The sequence below is a fragment of the Streptomyces abikoensis genome, from assembly GCF_014648775.1.
Lineage (GTDB): Bacteria > Actinomycetota > Actinomycetes > Streptomycetales > Streptomycetaceae > Streptomyces > Streptomyces abikoensis.
Genome location: NZ_BMRT01000006.1, coordinates 1 through 15429, shown reverse-complemented (window position 1 = coordinate 15429; position 15429 = coordinate 1). Strand labels below are relative to the sequence as shown.

Below are 15429 nucleotides of genomic sequence, written 5' to 3'. Positions count from 1 at the left end.
AACCGGGATCAGAACAGGGACCGGTAGCACAGGGCTGCCACCGCGTGGAGGCCCGGGCGGGGGCGGCCCGGGCGGTGGTGGGGCAGGACGTGGCCGTTCAGCGCGGTCACGCCCGTGTCGGGGTAGCCGACGCGGATGCCGCCGGCGCGGTCCCAGGCGGGGTCGCTCTCCAGCTCGCCGAGCCGCTCCATGGTGCTGCCGATCAGGCCGGGGTGGACGTGGAGGGGGCCGACGTCCCCGAAGGCCGTGGTCAGCAGGGTCAGGTCGCACTGTTCCGTGTCGATGTGGAGGAACACCTCGTCGTCGTCCTCGTAGTAGCCGTAGGCGGCGAAGGTCGGGACGAGGAGCCGGCCGGTGAGCGCCCGGGCCGTGCCCGTCAGCGCGAGGTGCGTCCGGGCCAGCAGCGGGCCGCTCGCGGCGGGGGTGCCCCGGCGGGTGATCCGGCGCGCGGTGACGGGGGTGCGGGGGCCGTGCCGGGGGATCTCGGCGTGCGGCCACCGCTCCCGGCCCTCCCGGGCGATCCCGTCGGCCAGCGCGCGGTCCCACAGTCCGGGGAGGCGGACGAAGCCGTGGTCGGCGTAGGACCGTCGCGCGGCGGGGGTGACGGGGGCGGGGTGCGGGAGGACGGGGGCCGGGGCGTGCGTCACGTGTGCCTCTTCCGTGCGGAAAAACCAGAACCGGTCGGGGCTAGAACGGTGAGCGGTAGTGGAGGGCGGCGACCGCTCCCGGCCGGGCCAGGGGCCGCCCGGGCCGGTGGTGCGGCACGGCCCGGCCCAGCTGGGCCAGTACCCCTCGGCGGGGGTAGCGGACGGCGGTACCGCTGTGGCGGTCCCAGTCCGGGTCGCGTTGGAGGGCGTCGAGCTGGTCCTGGGTGCGTCCGCGCAGCGCGGGGTGGAGGTGCAGCGGGCCGACTTCGCCCAGCACCGTGGTGAGCAGGGCGAGTTCGGAGGCGTCGATGTCGATGTGGAGCCAGATGCCGTCGTGCTGTTCGTAGTAGTTGTACCAGGCGCACGTGGGCACGAGGAGGCGCCCGGCGAGGGCCCGCGCCAGGGGGGCGAGGGCGCGGTGGAGCCGGGCCAGCAGGGGGGCGTCGGCGGCGACCGCCTGCCGGCTGGGCCGCTCCGGCCCGTCGGGGCCCGCACGGCGGCCGCGGGGCAGCAGCCGCCCTGCCTCGTGTGCCAGCGCGGCGGCGCACCGGTCGTCCCAGAGTCCTTCGACGGCCAGGCAGCCGCGCGTGGTGAAGGCCCGCCGGTCGGCGGGGCCCGGTAATCGGGCGGCGACACAGATGTCGTCGCTCCGGGGGGCGGTGGCCATCACGAGGTGGTGGTGGCCACCGGCCAGGAGGCCTCGGGGGTGTAGTGGGCCATCTCGTGCTCGGGGGGCAGGCGAAGCACCCCGGCGAAGGAGTACCCGTCGGCGAGGGGGACGTGAGCGGTGTCGCGCAGGTGCTCGCGGATGGTCTCCGTGGCCTCGGGGGCGGCCCTGGCGGTCTCGACGACCTCCCGGGGCAGGACGTAGTAGTTGTTCTCCGCGTCGACGATGACCAGCGCCTGAGCCGGGTTTTCAGGCATGAGGTCTCCCTTTCGTTCGGTTGACGCCGCTTCAGTGTTGCCGTTGGGGGTGGTGCCGGGCAACGGGTCAGAGCCAGCGGACTTCGTAGGGGCCGAAGTCGACGTTCTGGCCGTCGACCCGGGCCGTGATCTTCCGGTCGAGGCTATTGACGGCGAGTACGGTCCTGCCCGCGCCGATCACCTGCACCGCGGCCGCGTCCGCCCCGCCGACGTCTATGCGGCGCAGTCCCGTGCCGGGCGGGAACTCCTCGGCGAAGCGGGTCAGCAGGTCCAGCATGGGCATCGGCCCGCCGCCGTCGGCGAGTTGGGTGCCGCGCCAGAGGCAGCCGGGGCAGTCGGCGCCCTCCTCCTCGGGGTTCCAGTAGAACGCCGCGGCGGCGTTCGCCTCGGCGATCCGCATCATCGCGGTGGCCTGGACGGCGACGCGGCGGGGCTCGGTCCAGGTCTTGCGGGCGTCGCTCTCGTCGGCGGGTTCGACGTACCACTCGGCCCACCACACCGGCAGCCCGGTGATCTTCCGCACCCACTCCGTGACGTCGGTGAACTTCCGCGTGGCCCGGAACTCGTCGGGTACCGGCCTGCTGCCCGTGCGGGTGTAGCTGGCGCCGTCGACGACGACGAAGTCCGCCCCCTCCTTGTGCTCGGTCCAGTACTCCAGGGCGTCGACGGCCCGCTGGTCCACCGACCCCCACTCGCCGCTCACTCTCGAGTCGTAGGAACCGGTGCCGGGGGCCTCACTGTCCATCACCACGTACGGACCGCCCACGAGGGCCTTGCTGTTCTGTTTCTTCACCGCCTTGTAGACGAGGTTGTAGAGCTCGGTGTACCCCTCGTAGTCCCAGCGGTTCCTGGAATCGTCGTAGAAGCCCTTGAACTCGTTCCAGACGATGAAGTGCCGTACGTCCGGGTACCGTTTGGCGATCTTCCCGGCGAGCGCGGCGAAGTCCTTGTAGTGGGCGCGGTCGGGGGCCTTCTCCAGGGACTTCTGCGACCAGTCGGTGCGGTTCCCGCCGCCCTTCATCCAGTCGGGGGCGCAGCACAGGGTGAGCACGGGCGCGGTGCCCGTCTTCCGCATCAGCGCCACGCGCCGGTCGAGGTCGCCGAAGTTGTATGTGCCGGGTCTGGGTTCGGGGTTGTCGACGCCCCAGCCCATGATGTGCTGGTTCTGCGGCAGGGGGACGCGGGCGATGGTCTTCTCGGCCGTCGCCTTCGCGTCGTCCTGCCCGAGGTCGGCGCTGTACTGGGTGTGGGTGAAGCCCCAGCCCAGCCAGGCCGCCGAGCCGGCGGGCGCGGCCGGTGGCCCGTCCCCGGACCGCCAGGCCTCCACGCTCGCGGTGACCAGGGCGGCCAGGGCGAGGAGCGCGCCCGCGAGCAGCGCGGCGATCCGCCGCCGCCGCGACGGCCCGCCGGGCCGCCACCCCCTCGCCCGCTGCAACGCCCGACCTCCACCATGACGTCCCATCACGGAAAGGGTAACGGGGGCGGAATCGGTCTGCGGCGCGTTCGGCGCAGGCGGGGGCGGAACCGGCGAAAACCCGGGTGCGCCGGGGTGATCCGTGCCGGATCATGGGGCGCATGTGTGCCGACCGCAGTGCCGAGCGCCCCCTTTCCCCGGCCGCCGATTCACCGCCCATCGGTATCCAGGTGGACAGCGACTCCCCGGCCGACGTCATGGACGCCCTCTTCCTCGGCCCGTTCGGCCGGGGTGAACAGCCTTACGCGCGGGGCCACTCGGTGGAGCGGGTCCGGTCCGGGGCGACGCTGCTGCCGCCCGGGGCCCGGGTGGTGCGCTCCGCGCGGGACGCCGACCGCGGCGCGGTCCTCGCCGAGGGCGACGGCTGGTCGCTGCTGGCCTCGCGCTGGCAGCGCAGCGCCGACGTGACGGTCACGGCCGTCAGCGACGAGCTGGCCCAGGAGGTGCTGAAGCAGGCGGTCGCGGACGCCGAGGACGAGCCCGAGCCCACGCCCGACCACGTCTCCATGGGCTTCTGGTACCTCTCCCCCCGCCGTGGCCCGCACCGCACGACCCGCGCCATCTCGGCCGGCACGTGGGAGGAGGTCCGCGCCAACTACACCGCCCCGGTGGCCGATGCGATGGACCGCCTCATGAAGGTGACCCCGGACGACATCGCGGGCCGCCTCCTCCTGCTCCACGGCCCGCCCGGCACGGGCAAGACGTCCGCGCTGCGCACACTGGCCCGTTCCTGGCGGGACTGGTGCCAGGTGGACTGCGTCCTGGACCCCGAGCGCCTCCTCAACGACGTGGGCTACCTGATGGACATCGCCATCGGCGAGGACGACGGCACGGAGGGCGGCGGCCGCTGGCGGCTGCTGCTCCTGGAGGACTGCGACGAGCTGATCCGCGGCGAGGCCCGCCACGCGGCGGGCCAGGCGCTGTCACGGCTGCTGAACCTGACGGACGGTCTGCTGGGCCAGGGCCGCAACGTCCTCGTGGGCGTCACCACCAACGAGGACCTGGAGCGGCTCCACCCGGCGGTGGTACGACCGGGCCGCTGCCTGGCCCGGATCGAGGTGGGCCCACTGACCCGGACGGAGTCCGTCCGCTGGCTGGGCCGCGAGGAGGGCGTGGGCCGGAACGGCGCCACGCTCGCGGAACTCTTCGCCCTGCGGCGCGGGACGGTTCCGGCGTCGGTCCCGGGACAACAACAGGACGCGGACGCGGGGCTGTATCTGTAGGGCGGACAAGAACCGGATATTCCTCTTCCGGAACCGTCTATCGAAATCCCCGAACTCCCGTAAACAAACCATAAAAGATCGCACACGTGCGCAGGGCGCGCGGCCCGGAAAAACAGGGCCGCGCGCCCTGCGCACGACTGGCCAGACGCCCCCTGGGGCACCCCGGAGACCCCCTTCCCCACAAGATCCGGAATCTGCATTCCGCCCCTACGATCTCGCCGATGTGGCGGCATCTGTCGCTTCATGACGGGTTGTCATCCAAACCCGGCGGAATTTGAGGGGATATGACCAGCAAGAGACCGATGAGACTTCTCGCCCTCACCTCCCTGACGCTGGCCGCGACGGTGTTCGGCACCACCGTGGCCCAGGCCGTCCCGGCGGAGCCGGACGGCCCCCCGCTGCCGGCCGACGCGCGGGCGCAGGCGGTCGACGCCTATCGGCTGGGCGGACTGGCCACCAAGGACGCGGCGGCCAAGGCGCTGCTCGGCACGGAGACGGACCTTCGCTCCTTCCTCCAGAAGGGGCTGGACCGGGCGACGGCCGAGGACGAGCGGTTCGCCGTCCTGAAGATGCTCAGCGCGTCCGGCAAGGGCGTGCGCGATGCCGCGTCCAAGGCGCTGAGCGGAAGCGACGCGGACATCCACGCGTTCGTCAAGAACGGTTACAAGAACCCGCTGGACGACGACCGCCGCGTCGCCGTGCTGACGGCGATGAACAACGGCGAGAAGGCCGTCCGCGACGCGGGCCAGAAGGCCCTCGACAACGGTTCCTCCGACGCGCTGGACGCGTTCCTCACCAAGGGCCGTTTCACGGCCCAGGAGGAGGACGACCGGGTCCAGGTCCTGAAGATCATGCAGGCCGGCGGGCCCGAGGTGAAGAAGCTCGGCGACCGGGCCATGCAGGGCACGGCCGACGACCGCCGGGAGTTCCTGGAGCGCGGGCAGTACCTGGCCCGCAGCCGGGACCAGGAGAGCGCGACGGTCGGCGCGCTGGCGCAGGTCGCCGAGCAGGCCGGCAAGCGGGCCAAGGCCGAGACGGACGCGGCCAAGGAGGCCGGTGCCCGCGCCGAGGAGGCCGCGGCGAAGGCCAAGGAGGCCGCACTCAAGGCCGCCAAGGAGGCCGCCGCCGCCAAGGACAGCCTCGAGGACGCCGGGAACGCCGCCAACCGCGCCGCCCAGGCCGCCGAGGGCGCCGCCGCCGCGGCACGGACCGCCATCCAGGCGTCCAACACCGCCGTTTCCGCCGCCCGCACGGCGGCCAGCGCCGCCCAGGCCGCCGCCTCCGCCGCGGCCGCCGCCGGCCAGGCCGCCTCGCGCGCCTACAACGCCGCCGCCGCTGCCGCCGGCAACGCCGCCGAGGCCGGTAACGCGCGCCGGGCCGCCGAGGCCGCCCGCGACGCGGCCAAGGGCGCCCGTACCGCCGCGTCGGCCGCCGAGTACGCGGCCAACGCCAGCGCCCAGGCCGGGGCCTCCGGCGCCGCCGCCGCCCGTGCCGCGCAGAACGCCGCCGACGCGGCCGCCGCGTCCGCCGACGCCAGCGCCTCCGCCGGTGTGGCCCAGGCGCAGGCCGCCCGGGCCCGTGAGGCCGCCAACGTGGCCCGTAGCGCGGCCAACACCGCGACCGCCGCCGCCGGCCGCGCCCAGTCGCTCGCCTCCCAGGCCGCTTCCGCCGCCCACGACGCGCACGACGCGGCCAACCGTGCCGCCGACCACGCGGAGAAGGCCGCCGCCGCTGCCGACAAGGCGGCGGACGAGGCGGGCAAGGCCCAGGACTGGGCCAACAAGGCGACCGAGCACGCCAACAACGCCATCGACGCCGCCAAGGACGCGTCCGACGCGGTCGCGCAGGCGCAGAAGACCGAGAAGCTCGCCCGCGAGAGCGAGAAGGCGGAGCTCGACTCGGCCACCCAGACCGGCATCGAAGAGGCCAAGGCGGCCGCGAAGGCCGACCAGGACGGCCGTGACTTCATCACGAAGCTGCAGACCCAGTCGGCCCAGATGGACGACGACACCAAGCAGCTCGTGACGAAGGCCGCCGCCTCCGGCATCGACACCAAGTCGGCCGCCGAGCTCGGCCGCAAGGCCGCCGTCAACCTGCTGGACAACACCGGGTCGTGGACCCGCGCGGCCGCCGAGACGGCGCTGTCCGGCCCCGACGAGGCCGTCGTCGCCTGGGCGAGGACGGACTTCAAGCAGGCGCAGCGGCAGGACGACCGGGAGAAGGTGCTCGCCCTCGCCGAGGTCGGCGGCCCGGCCCTCGCCGACGCGGCCGCCAAGTCGCTGCAGAGCACCGACCCGGACGCGGCGGAGAACTTCCTCGCCAAGGGCGCGTACGACGTCCAGATCGAGGACTACCGGGTCCAGACCCTCAAGCTGATGAACGGCGCCGGCAAGGCCGTCAAGGACGCCGGCAGCGCCGCGCTGAGCGACGGCGGCGTCAAGGCCCTGTACACCTTCCTGAGCACCGGCTACCGCCAGGCGCAGATGGAGGACGACCGGGTCGAGACGCTCCGCGTCATGGGTGGCGGCGGCGCCAACGTGCAGTCGGCCGCGCAGGTCGCGATGGCCGGTCCCGCCTGGATGCAGCACGACTTCGTGGCCCGCGTCCAGTACCGGGCCGCGCAGAAGGACCAGGACACGGCCACCCACGTCGCGTCCGTCCAGGCGCTGATAGCCAAGGCCGCGAGCGCGGCGGCGGACGCCAACGACAACGCCTACACGGCGTCCAAGGTGGCCGCCAACGCCCGGAACAAGGCCACGGAGGCCGCCGAGTGGGCCGACAAGGCGAAGAAGTCGGCCGCCGAGGCCAACGACTACGCCCAGCAGGCGCGTGACAAGGCCAAGGAGGCCGACAACTCGGCAGCCGCCGCTGCCGCGTCCGCCGAGAAGGCCAAGAACGCCGCCGCGACGGCCCGCCAGGCCAGCCGCCAGGCCAACTACTCGGCCACCCAGGCGGAGAACTCGGCCGCCGCCGCGGTCGACTCCGCGGCCAGCGCCAAGGCCTCGGCCGCGAGCGCCGGCCAGTCGGCCACCCAGGCCGGCCAGGACGCCGCCGCCGCCTCCAAGGCCGCGACCGAGGCGAACAGCATCGCCATCGAGAAGCGCCGTCAGGAGCAGGCCGCCGAGGCCGCCCGTGCGGCGGAGCAGGCCCGGGAGAACGCCAAGAAGGGCACCGACCCCTCCAACGACCCCAAGTACGACCAGCACGGCTCCTCCCCCGCGCCGACCAGCGACGGCAAGAACGCCGGCGACAAGGGCGACGACGGCAAGGGCTGGGCGCGCAGCGGGGCGAAGTGGCTGAACCGCGCGAGCACGGTCCTGGGGACGGCGGCCGCGATCTCGGCCTTCATCCCGGGTGCCGACGTCGTCGTCACGCCCGTGCTCGGGGCGGCGTCGATGATCGCCGGTGGCATCAGCGCCGGGCTGTCCTGGTACGCGGACGGCTTCGGCAACTCGAACATGATCAGCGCGGTGACCGGTATGGCGCTGGGCGGGGTGGGCAACCTCGCCAGCGCCGGTCTCAAGCTGGGCGTCCCGGTCATCAAGGGCATCACCCAGTTCACCAAGGTGGAGCGCGCGGTGAACGCCGTACAGCAGGCGATCTCCCCGGTCGTCGGCTGGTTCACTTGGTAGCCTGACCGGCCTCCCGGCGGAACGATCCGTCCGAAGAGAACCACTGTGGGGCCCGGCGCGAGCCGGGCCCCACAGAGTCAAGGAAGAGTCATGCCCCAGCCTCCCGTCATACCCCTGACCGCCTGGTGGGCCATCGCCGTCGCGGCGACGTTCGCGTTCCTGGCCTTCTTCGTCCCGCTCATGCCGAACCGGCGCTACCGGATCCGGATCGCCGTCGCCCCGTTCGCCGCGGTGCTGCTCGTGGCGGTGAGCGCGCTGGTGAAGCACCACAGCGCGGAGGTCTCCCTGCCGCTGTACACGGCGGCCGTCGTCGGCTTCCCGCTCGGTTTCCTCGGGCGCCGCGGGGAGCTCCGGGAGAAGGCCCGGTACGCGGCGGAGCACGGCAGCGACCCGGACAACGCCCTGTCCAAGGGCGCCCAGCTCCAGGCGGTCACCGTGATCATCGTGGTGGCCCTGATCGGCTCCTGGCTCTCGATGGTGGACTAGTTCGACGGCGGACTAGGCAGTCATGGTGAATACGGTGGTCGGAGAGGGTGACCGCCCGCTGTGCGGGCTTGGTCCGCACCGGCGCCGCCGGTAGCAAGGCGGAATGAAGAGCATCAGTCCTCTGAGAATGGCGACCGCCGGTCTGACCGGCCTGTTCCTGGCCGGGGGCGCGGCCTCGCCCGCCATGGCCTGGGGCGACGGGCCGTTCAGCGCCGACGGCGACACGATCGTCCGCTTCCACGCCGGATTCACCTGCGAGGGCCGCGCCCGGGCCTGTGTCAATGGGCCCGTCAACAGCGGCAACAGCAGCAACTCGCAGAACGTCCGGATCAACGGGAATCCCAGCGACAGCGGCAGCCCCTCGAGCAACAGCGGCTCCGTGACCTCCGGCTCCTCCGGCACGGGCGCGGCGGCGGGCAGCTCCAACCACCAGCAGCAACTCGTCGGGGGCAGCCGCCGCCACCCCCACTGAGGGCCTGTCCCTAGGGGAATACCTGCTGGGCCCGCGAGATGTCGTTGCCGCTGTTGCTCTGCGCACCCTTGACCTCGTTGAGGCTGTTGGTGGAGCCGGCGGCGGTCTCGATGTTCCCGCTGTCCACGGGGTTGCCGTGATTGATGAAGTTGTTGCTGTTCTCGCTGTTCCCGCTCTGGACGGGACCGTTGATGCAAGGGTGCGGCGACCGGGACACCGGCGACTGGTAGTGGAAGTCGGCCAGCCGGTTGTTGCAGACCACGCCGGAGACCGTCTCGGCGACGGTGCCGAGGTCGGCGCCCGCCACGGCGGACAGCAGCGAGCCCGGATTGGTCTGTGTCTGCGCCTCCGCACTGCCGGCCCCGGTGCCGGACAGCACCAGCCCGCACGCTCCGGCGACGGTAGCCGCCCGCACGATTCCTCTCACGACGCTCCTTGCCCGGTCCGCCCGTTGGTCCCGGACGTATCGTGCTGCGGTTGGCCTCCGGCGTCCCGGCGAACCACAGAATGCCGGGGGCTGACGGGCCATATTCAGCCGGATGGCCCACAGCCGCCCACGGCCCACGGCCCGCCGGGGCGGGCCCGGCCGCCCCCGCTCAGTCCCCGTACACCGCGCGGAGCGCGTCGCCCGCCGCCGCCAGTGCCGCGTCGTGGTCCAGCCCCAGCCGGTGGGCGCGCTGGGCGAAGGCGACCGCCGCCGCGGCGGCCTCGCGGGCGGCCGTGTCACCGGGGGCGGCGATGAACGTGCCGTTCCGCCCCCGGGTCTCGATGACCCCGTCCGCCTCCAGCGCCCGGTACGCCTTGGCGACCGTGTTCGCCGCCAGGCCCAGCTCCTCGGCGAAGCCGCGGACGGTCGGCAGCTTGTAGCCGACCGGAAGCTCCCCCGCGCGGGCGCGCTCGGCGATGCCGGCCCGGATCTGCTCGTACGGGGGCTCGGCGGCGTCCTGGTCGACGGTCATCTGCAAGGCCACGGTGGGTCTCCTGGTGAGAACTACGGTGGGTCCATTGTGCGCCAGGCGGGCCCGCCGTGGCCGCAGGCCCGTCAGAGGCGCAGTTCCGTGCCGTACTCGGTCAGCCACGTGTTGAGGTTGAGGACCACTTCGGTGGCCGTCCGGAACGATTCACCCGCACGCTCGTCCAGCGCCTCGGCGACGGCCGGGGTGTCGAGCAACGGGCGTACGGGCGCGTCCTCGTCGGCCAGGAGGCCGCCGAGCGCGGTGCGCAGGGCATCGGCGTAGCGGGGGTCCTGGGTGCTGGGGTAGGGGCTCTTGACGCGGTCGGCGACGACGTCCGGGAGGAGGTCGCGGGTGGCGGCGCGCAGCAGGGACTTCTCGCGGCCGTCGAAGGTCTTCATGGCCCAGGGGGTGTTGAAGACGTACTCGACGAGCCGGTGGTCGCAGAAGGGGACGCGTACTTCGAGGCCGACGGCCATGCTGGCGCGGTCCTTGCGGTCGAGCAGGAGCTGGACGAAGCGCGTGAGGTGGAGGTAGCTGATCTCGCGCATCCGGCGCTGGAGGCCGCTCTCGCCGGGCAGCCGGGGCACCTCGGCGAGGGCCTCCTGGTAGCGCTGCCGCTCGTGGCCGGGCAGGTCGAGCTTGGCGAGGAGGCTCTTGTCGAGGAGCGCGGTCCGGCCGCCGCTGGCCGGTCCGGAGAAGGTGTCGGCGACGCCCGCGGTGAGCCAGGGGAAGGTGTCGGCCTGGACGCACTCGGGGTCGTGGAACCAGCGGTAGCCGCCGAAGACCTCGTCCGCCGACTCGCCCGACAGCGCGACCGTGGACTGTTCGCGGATGGCCTTGAAGAGGAGGTAGAGCGAGACGTCCCCGTCGCCGAAGCCGGCCGTGGGCAGGTCGCGGGCCCGCACGATGGCGTCGCGGTTGGCGCGGTCCATCAGGGCGGCCGTGTCGAGGACGATGTCGCTGTGGTGGGAGCGGACGTGCTCGGCGAGGGCGTGGGCGTAGGGGCCGTCGGGGGTGGGGCGCAGCAGGTCGGCCTTGAAGTTCTCGGTGTGGCCGGTGAAGTCCACGGAGAAGGAGCGCACCGGTCCGTGGCCGCCCTCCGCGAGGCCCTTGGCGGCGAGGGCGGTGATGGCGGAGGAGTCGAGTCCGCCGGAGAGCAGGGTGCACAGCGGCACGTCGGCGATGAGCTGGCGGGTGACGATGTCGTCGAGCAGCTCGCGGACGTGGCGGACGGTGGTGTCCGTGTCGTCGGTGTGCTCCCTGGCCTCCAGCTGCCAGTAGGGACGGACGGTCAGGCCCTGGCGGCGGACGCGCGCGGTGTGGCCGGGGCGCAGTTCGTACATGCCGTGGTAACCGGCGTGACCGGGGGTCTTGGTGAAGGCCAGCATCTCGGCGAGGCCGTCGGCGTCGACGACGGGCCGGACGGCGGGGTGGGCGAGGATGGCCTTGGGCTCGGAGCCGAAGAGCACCCCGTCGGGGGTGGGGTGGTAGTAGAGCGGCTTGATGCCCATGCGGTCGCGGACCAGGAGGAGTTCCTCGACGCGCGGGTCCCACAGGGCGAAGGCGTACATGCCGTTGAGGCGTTCGGTGAAGGCCTCGCCCCATTCGAGGTAGGCGTGGAGCACGACCTCGGTGTCGCTGCTGGTGCGGAATGTGTGGCCGTGGCTCTCCAACTGTGCGCGTAATTCGCGGTAGTTGTAGACCTCGCCGCTGTAGGTGAGGGCGAGCAGGGTGCGACCACCACCCTCCCGGCCGCCTTCCCGGACGAGCATGGGCTGTTTGCCGCCCTCGATGTCGATGACCGCGAGGCGGCGGTGGCCCAGGGCGGCGTGGGTGTCCAGCCAGACGCCGCCGGCGTCCGGACCTCGGCAGGCCATCGTCCGGGTCATGGCGTCGAGGGTGGCGGAGGCTCGGGGAGTGGTGAGGTCCTGGTCGTAGGAGATCCATCCGGTGATGCCGCACATGTACGGGTACCCCTTTCGCTGGATGCGAGGGTAGTTGTATCCGGCAACTATGACGGTCAAACCCCGTACACGCGCGGCGCGGCAGGGCGCCCTTACGAGGCGGCGCCGCCCGGCGCGCCGAGGCGCCGGTAGCGCGCACGTCGCGCGGCGCGCCGCTCCTCCTGGCCACGCGCCGCGAGAGCGGCCAGCTCCCCTCCGATCACCCGGCCGAGAGTCACCAGGAAGTCCCCGTCCTCGGCGGCCTCTTCGACGATACGGTCCACGATTTCGTTCGCGAGGAGGTCGGCGGAGCGCACGCCCTGCCGTCCGGCGATCTCGTACGCCCGGTCCGTGGTGCGGTAGAGGATCGCCGAGGCGCCCTCGGGCGGCAGCGGGGAGAGCCAGGCGTGCCGGGCCGCCACCACCCGGTCCGCCGGCAGCAGGGCGAGGGCCGCGCCGCCGGCCCCCTGGCCCAGCAGCAGGCACAGCGTCGGCGCGGGCAGGTTCACCAGGTCGGCGAGACAGCGGGCGATCTCCCCGGCGAGCCCGCCCTCCTCCGCCTCGCGGGAGAGCGCGGCCCCGGCGGTGTCCACCACCGTGAGCAACGGAAGGTCCAGTTCCGCCGCGATCCGCATCCCGCGCCGGGCGGCCCGCAGCCCGGCGGGCCCGAGCGCCTGGCCGGCGTGGTGGTCGGGGCGGCTGCCCCGGTCGTGCCCGAGCACGACGCACGGGGTGCCGCCGACGCGGGCCAGCGCCAGCAGCAGCCCCGGGTCGCGCTCCCCCGCGCCCGTGCCGCTGAGCAGGGTGACGTCGGTGGCGGCCGCCTTCAGGAACTCCCGTACGCCGGGCCGCCCGGGGCGGCGTGAGGCGCGGATGGACTCCTCGGCGGAGGGCGCGACGGCCGGGGCGGGCGCCTCCGGGACATCGGCTTCCGTCGTGGCGTCCGCGGTCCCGTCCGCGCACAGCACGGACAGCGCCCGCGCGGCGACCTCCGCCAGGCTCCCGGCCGGGAGCACCGCGTCCACCAGCCCGTTCGCCAGCAGGTTCTCGGCGACCTGGACGCCCGGCGGGAACTCCTCGCCGTACAGCGCCTCGTGGACGCGCGGGCCCAGGAAGCCGATGAGGGCGCCCGGTTCGGCGGCGGTGAGATGGCCGAGCGAGCCCCAGGAGGCCAGCACGCCGCCGGTCGTGGGGTGCCGCAGATGGACGAGGTAGGGCAGCCCGGCGGCCTTGTGGTCGGTGATCGCGGCGGCGACCTTCACCATCTGGAGGAAGGCGATCGTGCCCTCCTGCATCCGGGTGCCGCCCGAGGCCGGCGCCGCCAGCAGCGGCAGCCCCTCCTCCGTCGCCCGCTCCACGGCCCGGACCAGCCGCTCCCCCGCGTCCACCCCGATCGACCCGCCCAGGAAGCGGAACTCACAGGCCACCAGCGCCACCCGGCGACCCTTTATCGTCCCCTCGCCGGTGACGACGGACTCGTCGAGCCCGGTCCGCTCCCGCGCGGCGAGCAGATCGGCGCGGTAGTCGGCGTCCCGCGTGGCCAGCGGGACGGGCCGGTCCCAACTGCGCCAGCTGCCGGGGTCGACGACGGCCAGGATGAGGTCGAGGGCGGGGACGGGGGCGGGTCTGCTGTGCTCGGTCATGGCCTCACCCTGCCACGGCGCCCCCGGGCAGGTCTGTGAGCAAACCCGCCTTGGCCAGGCCCTCCAGCTCGTCCAGCGCCCGGAGGGCGGCTTCGGCCGCACCGGGATCCCGCTCCGCCAGCCCACTGGCGGCGAACTCGTCCTCGTCGAGGCGGAGGACGGTGGCCTCGTCGGCCGAGACCCACAGGTCGAGGTCCAGGTCCTCGACGACGATCCCGTCCGGCCCGACGACGGCCGGGCGGGTGACGTCGCAGTACCACCCCTTGAGCGTCCCGCCGCCGTCCCGCACCTCCTTGACGGCGTACCAGCGGTCGCGCCAGTAGTGCTCGGTGAAGACGTCACCCTCTTCGAAGCGGACGAACCCGAAGTCCCGGGCGGACGTTCCGGCCCAGGCCGCCTTTACGACGACGTGCGTGCCGTCGTCGGCCACGACCTCCGCCGGATAACGCACCTTGATGCGGCCTGTCTTGAGGAGGGAAACGGTTGTGTTCATGATCGCAGCGTCTCCCGGGCCGCCGGCTGGGCGCCAGTGAATTACCGGAGGGCCCTGGTGAACGCCGCCCAGGCGTGAGCCTGCGCTTCTGCGCGCCACCCGGCGGAGAGCCGGAGCGAGACGCGCGGCGTCACGACGTGCGGCAACTGCGGGGTGCGCCGCTTCAGCGACTACGCGGCCCTGCTCTGGGACGAGGCACCGCCTCCGTTGGCCGCGTCCACGACCAGGGCGAGGGGCCTGGCGCCCTCCCGCTGGGGTGTGTCCTTCTTCCACGGGCCGACGCCGAGCTTTCCCGTGGTGCCGAGGTCGAGTTCCGGCACCACCGTCATCGGCTGAGCCCCGGGCTTGGCCTCGACCCTCACGTAAGGGACGTTCACAGCGTCGCCGGCGCCGGTGGTGTTGCGCCACATCAGGCCGGCGGACGCGGTCTCGCCCGGCTTCAGGACCACCGGCCGAGGCGGCTCGTCGAAAGCCTTCATGGTGGCGATATCACCGCTGCCGTGCAGGATCCCGATGCCGGAGACCGGTTTCCTGTCCTCGTCCAGCAGCCCGAGGAGCGGGTAACCCTCGACGGTGTAAGGGCGGGTCCCGCAGTTCTCCAGGTGAAGTCCCACGACGCGGAGGCCCATGGCGGCGTCGCCCTCGTCGGCCGTGACGCGGACCCCGGCAGGAGGGCACGCGCCGGTCCCGTCCGGCGCTTCGGCCGAGGGGACGCGCCGGACCTTGCCGACCCGTACCCGCCCCGGGGTGTTCGTGCGGACGGTGTCCTTCACGGTCCGGCCGGGGCCGACCGAGAACACCGTCTGTCGCTCGTTCGCCATCACCCCGCCGGAGTCGGAGAGGACCTCGAAGGTGATGGTGTACGTGAACGGTTCGGTGTCGCGGTTGGTGACCTCGAAGTCGGCCGAGGCCGACTGTCCACTACTGCCGATGCTGCCGGTGATCCTGACGCCGTCCTTCTCGGTGCCGCTGGGCGTGGCGGTCCGTCCCTCGCCGCCGCCGTCCGGACGGGCGCCTTCCGGACGGGCGCTCTCCGATCCGCACGCCGTCATGAGCACGGCGCTCGCGAAAACGGCGGATACGACGCAAGGCGTGGTGATACGTATACGCATCCGGCCACCCCATCAAGCACCGGACCATGTGGGCAAGCGGCCCGAGGACGTGTAGCCACGGCCTGCGCCGAGCACGGACGGCCCGGAGCCCCTGCGGGGTAGACTTGAAGAGTTCTTCAATTCACCAGTTGCCGTAAAGGTCAAGACGTGTCGGGCGTGGAGGTCTGAGTGGGCGGGTTCGTCGAGGCGGCGCGGATTCGGGTGCGCGAGGCGCGGTCGGCTCTCGATGCCGCGAGGGAGGCCGGGGACGTGTACGCGGCGGCCGTGGCGGAGGAGGAGCTGGAGGACGCGCTGCGTATCGCCGAGGCGCACAGCGTGGACACGGAGGACGAGCGGTCATGAGGGCGCCGGTTCCGCTGTACCAGGCGAAGGCCGAGTTCTTCCGGATGCTCGGGCATCCGGTCCGGATCCGTGTACTGGAACT

General features: G+C 73.1%; 15 protein-coding genes. 5 read left to right on the top strand and 10 right to left on the bottom strand.

Translation table 11 applies throughout. The annotated features are described in order from the left end of the window. Window positions 1–8: 8 nt before the first annotated feature. The 4 genes from IE096_RS19905 to IE096_RS19890 form a co-directional block, all read right to left on the bottom strand. The gene (locus tag IE096_RS19905) at window positions 9–647 is read right to left on the bottom strand and encodes a hypothetical protein (RefSeq protein WP_189453656.1); all 639 of its coding nucleotides are present in this window, start codon (window positions 645–647) and stop codon (window positions 9–11) included. A gap of 40 nt (window positions 648–687) precedes the next feature. Further along, entirely contained in the window at window positions 688–1314 is a 627-nt protein-coding gene (locus tag IE096_RS19900) for a hypothetical protein (protein WP_189453654.1), read from the bottom strand. Then, complete coding sequence (locus IE096_RS19895) at window positions 1314–1571, bottom strand: hypothetical protein (RefSeq protein ID WP_189453652.1); 258 nt, start codon at window positions 1569–1571, stop codon at window positions 1314–1316. The genes IE096_RS19900 and IE096_RS19895 overlap by 1 nt, the downstream gene beginning before the upstream one ends. Window positions 1572–1638: 67 nt before the next feature. Then, window positions 1639–3033 carry a GH39 family glycosyl hydrolase gene (locus IE096_RS19890; protein WP_189453651.1) on the bottom strand — a complete coding sequence of 465 codons (1395 nt, stop codon included), beginning with the start codon at window positions 3031–3033 and terminating at the stop codon, window positions 1639–1641. A 113-nt stretch (window positions 3034–3146) separates the two neighbouring features. On the opposite strand from IE096_RS19890, the gene IE096_RS19885 reads away from it, so the two are divergent. The 4 genes from IE096_RS19885 to IE096_RS19870 all read left to right on the top strand — a co-directional run bounded on the left by IE096_RS19885 (window position 3147) and on the right by IE096_RS19870 (window position 8858). Then, complete coding sequence (locus IE096_RS19885) at window positions 3147–4268, top strand: DUF5925 domain-containing protein (protein WP_189453649.1); 1122 nt, start codon at window positions 3147–3149, stop codon at window positions 4266–4268. A 302-nt stretch (window positions 4269–4570) separates the two neighbouring features. Then, window positions 4571–7900 (top strand): ALF repeat-containing protein, encoded by a 3330-nt coding sequence (locus IE096_RS19880; RefSeq protein WP_189453647.1) that lies wholly within the window; start codon window positions 4571–4573, stop codon window positions 7898–7900. Window positions 7901–7990: 90 nt separating this feature from the next. Continuing rightward, complete coding sequence (locus IE096_RS19875) at window positions 7991–8386, top strand: hypothetical protein (RefSeq protein ID WP_189453645.1); 396 nt, start codon at window positions 7991–7993, stop codon at window positions 8384–8386. Between the two features lie 127 nt (window positions 8387–8513). Further along, window positions 8514–8858, top strand: a complete 345-nt coding sequence (locus IE096_RS19870) for a hypothetical protein (protein ID WP_229820408.1) — start codon at window positions 8514–8516, stop codon at window positions 8856–8858. Between the two features lie 10 nt (window positions 8859–8868). Here the strand turns inward: IE096_RS19870 and IE096_RS19865 are convergent, their stop codons facing one another. The 6 genes from IE096_RS19865 to IE096_RS19840 all read right to left on the bottom strand — a co-directional run bounded on the left by IE096_RS19865 (window position 8869) and on the right by IE096_RS19840 (window position 15005). After that, window positions 8869–9285 (bottom strand): hypothetical protein, encoded by a 417-nt coding sequence (locus IE096_RS19865; RefSeq protein ID WP_229820406.1) that lies wholly within the window; start codon window positions 9283–9285, stop codon window positions 8869–8871. 169 nt (window positions 9286–9454) lie between these two features. Continuing rightward, a complete protein-coding gene (locus IE096_RS19860; RefSeq protein ID WP_189453641.1) occupies window positions 9455–9829 on the bottom strand; it encodes a GntR family transcriptional regulator in 375 nt (124 codons plus the stop codon). A gap of 71 nt (window positions 9830–9900) precedes the next feature. Next, a complete protein-coding gene (asnB, locus tag IE096_RS19855) occupies window positions 9901–11778 on the bottom strand; it encodes an asparagine synthase (glutamine-hydrolyzing) (RefSeq protein WP_189453639.1) in 1878 nt (625 codons plus the stop codon). Between the two features lie 92 nt (window positions 11779–11870). Beyond that, window positions 11871–13400: a carboxyl transferase domain-containing protein gene (locus tag IE096_RS19850; RefSeq protein WP_189453637.1), complete on the bottom strand. Its 1530-nt coding sequence runs from the start codon at window positions 13398–13400 to the stop codon at window positions 11871–11873. A 4-nt stretch (window positions 13401–13404) separates the two neighbouring features. Then, window positions 13405–13893, bottom strand: a complete 489-nt coding sequence (locus IE096_RS19845) for a ribonuclease FAU-1 family protein (RefSeq protein WP_189453635.1) — start codon at window positions 13891–13893, stop codon at window positions 13405–13407. A 170-nt stretch (window positions 13894–14063) separates the two neighbouring features. Continuing rightward, a complete protein-coding gene (locus IE096_RS19840; protein ID WP_189453633.1) occupies window positions 14064–15005 on the bottom strand; it encodes a DUF4232 domain-containing protein in 942 nt (313 codons plus the stop codon). Window positions 15006–15173: 168 nt separating this feature from the next. On the opposite strand from IE096_RS19840, the gene IE096_RS19835 reads away from it, so the two are divergent. Then, entirely contained in the window at window positions 15174–15347 is a 174-nt protein-coding gene (locus tag IE096_RS19835; RefSeq protein WP_189453632.1) for a hypothetical protein, read from the top strand. The last annotated feature ends 82 nt before the right edge of the window (window positions 15348–15429 follow it).